Annotated in this window: 4 protein-coding genes; 3 read left to right on the top strand and 1 reads right to left on the bottom strand. The window is 60.6% G+C overall.

Features of this window, described 5'->3' with window-relative positions:
• Positions 1–579 precede the first annotated feature (579 nt).
• Positions 580–2,319, top strand: a complete 1,740-nt coding sequence (locus AB4Y85_RS17330) for a cadherin domain-containing protein (RefSeq protein WP_441986166.1) — start codon at positions 580–582, stop codon at positions 2,317–2,319.
• A 96-nt stretch (positions 2,320–2,415) separates the two neighbouring features.
• Here AB4Y85_RS17330 and acnA read toward each other — a convergent pair whose 3' ends face one another.
• Complete coding sequence (gene acnA / locus AB4Y85_RS17325; RefSeq protein WP_441986165.1) at positions 2,416–5,121, bottom strand: aconitate hydratase AcnA; 2,706 nt, start codon at positions 5,119–5,121, stop codon at positions 2,416–2,418.
• A 223-nt stretch (positions 5,122–5,344) separates the two neighbouring features.
• Between acnA and ccmA the strand changes: the two genes are divergently transcribed.
• On the top strand, positions 5,345–5,980 hold the full coding sequence (gene ccmA / locus AB4Y85_RS17320; protein ID WP_441986164.1) for a heme ABC exporter ATP-binding protein CcmA: 636 nt from the start codon (positions 5,345–5,347) through the stop codon (positions 5,978–5,980).
• Positions 5,974–6,642, top strand: coding sequence for a heme exporter protein CcmB (ccmB, locus tag AB4Y85_RS17315; protein WP_441986163.1), 669 nt, complete (start codon positions 5,974–5,976; stop codon positions 6,640–6,642). The genes ccmA and ccmB overlap by 7 nt, the downstream gene beginning before the upstream one ends.
• Positions 6,643–6,645 lie beyond the last annotated feature (3 nt).

The raw sequence follows: 6,645 nt of genomic DNA, 5'->3' as shown, positions 1-6,645 counted from the left end.
CTGAGTTCTACCAGGGGCCGAAGGCGCACGATCGGGACGACCGCCTGATCTACGACAAGAAGACGGGGGCCTTGTACTACGATGCCGACGGCACCGGCGCACAGGCTCAGATCCAGATCGCCACGCTCTCCAAGAACCTCAAGATGACCGACAAGGACTTCTTCGTCATCTAAGAGACATGGCCGAAGCTCAGGGTGCAACTCCTTGAGCCTACGGTTTTCTGGAGCCCTGCCGGACTTCTCTCCGGCAGGGCTTTTCTTTTTGAGTCTACAACCCGCTCGCCATGCTCTTCTCTATGGCCTTTGGACGATCTGGCAGGAGATACCGTCAATTACCGTACCGCCCCTTTAGTGCCTTCTCATTGATAGATCACTAGTGATAGCACCCGGCCGTCTACTAGAGGTCCTTAGAATCCTGATGATTTCGCTGGATATGCAGGAGCAAAGAGGGGGAAGCGGCAAGCGTGCGACACCACACATAGTGCTGCGGCAATTGCAAAATCCTATCTGAACAGAGAGGGGATGGCCGGATCGTATTGTGTCACAGCTTCCCAATGGTCATCATTGACAGGAGAAAACTATGGCGTGGATCGAAGGTACCATCAATAACGACAAGCTTTCAGGAACAGAACTCGCGGACGGAATTTTTGGATACGCAGACAATGATAGCCTTTCCGGTGGCGATGGTAATGATGATCTAGATGGCGGTGCCGGTGCCGATACGATTAATGGTGGGAGTGGGTCCGACACTGTCCACTACAATACATCCGAGCAAGCGGTCACAGTCAATTTGACTGACAGCTCTTTAAACTCAGGAGGGGATGCTGCGGGCGATATATTCGAAGATCTGTTGGAAAACGCCGTTGGCTCGCAATTCGATGACAACTTGACCGGAAATGGCCTCGGGAACACTCTCAAGGGCGCCTATGGCCAAGACAAGTTATGGGGCTTGGATGGGGATGACTCACTTGATGGCGGTCAAGGTTATGACACCTTGGATGGCGGAGCCGGTGATGACTACCTTTTTGGTGAATCAGGTAATGACTGGCTGATAGCTGGCACAGGCAACGATACCATTGATGGTGGTGGCAACTTCGATGTCGTTGATTATTCGTCGGCCACCCAAGCTGCCGAGATTTATTTCGTAACACCAGAAAAAAACAATGGCAGTGCGTATGGCGATTACATCTTCGATGTCGAGGGAGTCATAGGATCACGATTTAATGACGCTTTCTTTGGGGATCAGTACGAGAACAGTTTGGTAGGCGGTGCCGGCAATGACACTCTGTTTGGCGCAGAAGGTGACGATACCCTCGTAGGAGGTGGCGATAACGATGTTTTAGATGGAGGCAAGGGGGAAAACACGGCCTCCTTCAGCGGAAACCTCGCCGAGTATACGGTTTCCAGAGATGAAAACGGCACTTTGACTATTACCGATAAGGTCGATGCACGTGACGGCGTCGACGTCGTTAAAAATGTTAAAAACATTCAATTCAAGGACATTACGATTCTTGCGGTCAACCGGGAGCCCGTCAACATTCGGCTGACGACGTCCACAGTGAGCGAAACCGCTCAGGCCTCGGCAATCGTGGCAAGCCTCTCTGCCGATGATGCCGATAGCGGCGACAAGATCATCTACAGCCTGGTGTCCACCGACGGCCCATTCAAGCTCGACGGCAACAACCTGATCCTGACCGGCCCGCTCGATTACGAGACCAAGACCAGCCACACAATCACCGTTAAAGCCTGGAATGGCTATGGCGCCGGCACGACCCAGACGCTGACGATCTCTGTGGCGGATGTGGTGGAGAACAACGATCCCAAGGATCCCAACAATCCGAACACACCACTGATCCTGCGAGGCACCGCGAAGAACGACGTGCTCCAAGGCCGCAACGCCAACGACATTCTGTACGGCCTAAACGGCAACGACAAGCTCTACGGCGGAGTGGGCAACGACAAGCTGTATGGTGGATCCGGCAAGGACACGTTGGACGGCGGCTTCGGTCAGGACATCTTCGTGTTCGACACCAAGCTGTCCAAGGTCAATCAGGACAAGATCCTTGACTTCAAGGTGGTGGACGACACGATCCATCTGGCCAAGTCGGTGTTCTCGAAACTGGACAAGAAGAGCGTACTCAAGAGTGCTGAGTTCTATGTCGGCACCAAGGCGCACGATGCCTCCGACAATCTGATCTACAACAAGAAGACGGGCGCGCTGTACTACGATGCCGACGGCACAGGAGCGCAGGCGCAGATCCAGATTGCCACGCTCTCCAAGAACCTCAAGATGACCTACAAGGACTTCTTCGTCATATGACAATAACGGAACAGGGCGCCCATTTCTGGAGCGCCCCGTTCATTTTTGACGATCCGCCCGCTCTTCACGTGAAAAGCGGGCGTTTTATTATGTGGTTTACGCTGCGAGCTGGCGGAGCACGTAGTGCAGGATGCCGCCGTTGCGGAAGTATTCGACTTCCTCAAGCGTATCGATGCGGCAGAGCACGGGCACGCGCTTCACCGAGCCGTCGGCGGAGGTGATTTCCATCTCCGTGATCTGGCGCGGCTTCAGGTCGCCGGAGAGGCCCTTGAGGGTGATGGTCTCGTCGCCCTTCAGGCCAAGCGAAGCCCAGGAAGTGTCGCCCTGGAACACGTAAGGCGCAACGCCCATGCCGACGAGGTTCGAGCGGTGGATGCGCTCGAAGCTTTCGGCGATCACGGCGCGCACGCCGAGCAGGTTCGTGCCTTTCGCCGCCCAGTCGCGGGACGAGCCGGTGCCGTATTCCTTGCCAGCAAGAATGACGAGCGGAACGCCCTCGTCCTTGTAGCGCATGGCGGCGTCGTAGATGAACATCCGCTCGCCGGATGGCTGGTGGATGGCATAGCCGCCTTCGACCACGTTGCCAGCATCGTCCTTGACCATCTGGTTCTTGATGCGGATGTTGGCGAAGGTGCCGCGCATCATGACTTCGTGGTTGCCGCGACGGGTGCCGTACTGGTTGAAGTCGGCAACGCGCACCTGATGCGACTGCAGGTATTCACCGGCGGGCGAAGCGGCGCGGATGTTGCCCGCGGGCGAGATGTGGTCGGTGGTGATCGAGTCCTGGAAGAGGCCGAGGATCCGCGCGTTCAGGATGTCCGTGACGGGCTTCGGCTCCTTGGTCATGCCTTCGAAATAGGGCGGGTTCTGCACATAGGTGGAACCCATGTCCCACTCATAGGTCAGGCCCGGCTCGAAGGTCACCTTCTTCCAGTTGGCGTCGCCCGAGAACACATCGGCGTAGCGGGTCTTGAACAGCTCGCTCGTGATCGTGCGGTCGATGAACTCCTGCACTTCCGCCGAAGACGGCCAGATGTCCTTCAGGTAGACCGGCTTGCCGTCCGAGCCTGTGCCCAGCGGCTCCTTCGTCAGGTCCACCAGCATGGAGCCGGCGAGCGCATAGGCCACCACCAACGGAGGCGAGGCGAGGTAGTTGGCGCGCACGTCAGGGTTCACGCGGCCCTCGAAGTTGCGGTTGCCTGAGAGCACCGACACGGCCACGAGGTCGTTGTCGTTGATCGCCTTCGAGACGTTCTCCGGCAGCGGGCCCGAGTTGCCGATGCAGGTGGTGCAGCCGAAGCCTACGAGGTTGAAGCCGAGCGCATCCAGGTCGCCCTGGAGGCCTGCCTTCTTGAAGTACTCTTCGACGATCTGCGATCCGGGCGCGAGCGAAGTCTTCACCCATGGCTTGGACTTCAGGCCCTTGGCGACGGCGTTGCGGGCGAGAAGGCCTGCGCCGATCATCACGCTCGGGTTCGAGGTATTGGTGCAGGAGGTGATCGCCGCGATCACCACGTCGCCGTGGCCGAGATCGAAGTTGGCGTTTTCCACCTTCACGCGCTGGCTGATGTCGCCGGCCTTGCGGAATTCCTTCTCCATGGCGCCGAAGAACTCGGGCTTGGAGGTGTCGAGGGTCACGCGGTCCTGCGGACGCTTGGGGCCTGCGAGCGAGGGAACCACGTCGTTGAGGTCGAGCTCGAGGGTGTCGGTGAAGACCGGGTCGGCCATGTCGGGGGTGAGCCACATGCCCTGCGCCTTGGCGTAAGCCTCGACGAGAGCCACGCGCTCGTCCGTGCGGCTCGTGGTGCGCAGGTAATCGATGGTCTTCTGGTCGACGGGGAAGAAGCCGCAAGTGGCACCGTATTCGGGAGCCATGTTGCCGATGGTGGCGCGGTCGGCCACTGACATGTCGGTGAGGCCGGGGCCGTAGAATTCCACGAACTTGCCGACCACGCCCTTCTTGCGCAGCATCTGGGTGACGGTGAGCACGAGGTCGGTGGCGGTCACGCCTTCCTTGAGCTTGCCGGTCAGCTTGAAGCCGATGACTTCGGGGATGAGCATGGAGACGGGCTGGCCGAGCATGGCGGCCTCGGCCTCGATGCCGCCCACGCCCCAGCCGAGAACGGCAAGGCCGTTGACCATGGTGGTGTGCGAATCGGTGCCCACCAGCGTGTCCGGATAGGCCACTTCCTCACCCGTGGCGACGTCCTTGCGGGTCCACACGGTCTGGGAGAGGAATTCCAGGTTCACCTGGTGGCAGATGCCGGTGCCGGGGGGAACGACCGAGAAGTTCTCGAACGCGGTCTGGCCCCACTTGAGGAAGGTGTAGCGCTCGCCGTTGCGCTGGTATTCCAGCTCGACGTTGCGGTCGAAGGCCTTGGGGGTGCCGAACTCATCCACGATGACCGAGTGGTCGATCACGAGATCGACGGGCACGAGCGGGTTGATCTTGCGCGGGTCGCCGCCCAGCGTCTTCATGGCGTCGCGCATGGCGGCGAGGTCGACCACGGCGGGAACGCCGGTGAAGTCCTGCATCAGGACGCGGGCGGGGCGATAGGCGATTTCCTTCTCGTCCTTGCCCTTGTTGTGGAGCCATTCGGCCACAGCCTGGATGTCGGCCTTGGTGACCGTGCGGCCATCCTCGTAGCGGAGCAGGTTCTCGAGCAGCACCTTCATGGAGAAGGGGAGCTTGGAGGCACCCTTGAGACCGTTCTTCTCGGCCTCTACGAGGGAGTAATAGGTGTAAGACTTGTCGCCGACTTTGAGGGTCTGGCGGGCATTGAAGCTGTTATTGAGCGTCACGGCGAATCCTCGCGTGCATTGGGTTACGAACGAACAGTTTGTTCGGCCGAAAGCGCGAAATGCGCGCGCCGCTCCGGGGGCGCCCGGACAGGGGAGAAGCGCGCGAGGCGGATTGGACGCCTTGGCGCGCGGCGCAGCCAAGGGTGCTATAGATCATTTCGAACCATCCCGCTACACGGTTTAGAACCATTCTGGGGTGCAAAGAGGGCAGGGGTCTCACGGTTTGCGTCTGAGCGTTAACAATCTGGCCTGCGAGAGAGGGGAGAGGCGCATCTTCGAGGGTGTCTCCTTTACCCTCGAGCCTGGCGAAGCCCTTGTCATCACGGGAAGAAACGGGGCCGGCAAGTCCTCGCTCCTCGAAATCCTCGCGGGGCGGCTTCGCCCTGCGGTGGGCTCGATTTTTCTGGAGAATGCAGAGGAGCGGACCCTGCCCGAATGCCTGCATTACGTGGGACATCGCGATGCGCTCAAAGCAGCGCTGACCGCCGAGGAGAATCTGCGATTCGCCCGCGATTTCCTCGGCAACCCGGACCTGTCGCCCCGTGATGCGCTTGCCGCCGTTGGACTGGTCCATGCCGCGAAACTGCCGGTGGCCTATCTCTCCGCCGGCCAGCGCCACCGGGTCGCCCTCGCCCGCCTGCTGGTGGCTCACCGCCCCCTCTGGCTCCTCGACGAGCCGACCTCGGCTCTCGACAGCGCCTCTCAGGAAACCCTGCGCCGTCTGCTGGAGGCGCATCGGGACAAGGGGGGCATGATCGCGGCTACGACCCATTCGCCGCTTTTCCTGAACGCCGCCAAGGAGATCAGAATCGAGCGCGCCGTTTCCTCTCTCTCCTCCGTGGGAGAGGTATCATGGTGAAATCCTTCCAGGCCCTCCTGATCCGCGACCTGAAGCTCGCTGCCCGCGTCGGCGGCTCCGGTGTGATGGGTCTCATCTTCTTCCTGATGATCGTGACCCTCATCCCCTTCGCGCTTGGGCCCGATCTCAACCTGCTCTCCCGCATCGGCCCGGCGATTCTCTGGATCGCGGCGCTTCTCGCCACCCTGATCGGCCTCGACCGGTTGTTCCAGGCGGATCAGGACGACGGCTCTTTGGACCTGTTGCGCCTCTCGCCAGCCCCCATGGAGGTCATCGTCCTGGCGAAGGTGCTGGCCTATTGGCTGGTCACAGGCCTGCCGCTCGCCATCGCCGCGCCTCTGCTCGGCCTCCTCGTGGCGCTCTCGCCCGAGGCGATGCTCGCCATGGTGGTGACGCTTTTAGTCGGCACTCCGGCGCTCACCTTCATCGGCGCAGTCGGGGCCGCGCTCACGGCGTCCTTACGCCGGGGCGGGCTGATCCTGGCGATCCTGGTGCTGCCCTTCATGATCCCGACCCTGATCTTCGGCGTCTCGGCGGCTAATGCGGCGGTCGGCGGGACGATTCCCTTCGCCACCCCCTTCCTGATCCTCATCGCCCTGTCCCTGATCGCGGCGGTGGTCGGAACGGTTGGCGCGGCGGCAGCTTTGCGTTCGGGGGAGTAGTGC

The sequence above is a fragment of the Microvirga sp. 2YAF29 genome (genome assembly GCF_052114605.1).
Lineage (GTDB): Bacteria > Pseudomonadota > Alphaproteobacteria > Rhizobiales > Beijerinckiaceae > Microvirga.
Note: the sequence above shows the minus strand (reverse complement) of the source record. Positions and strands in the feature narration are given on the sequence as shown.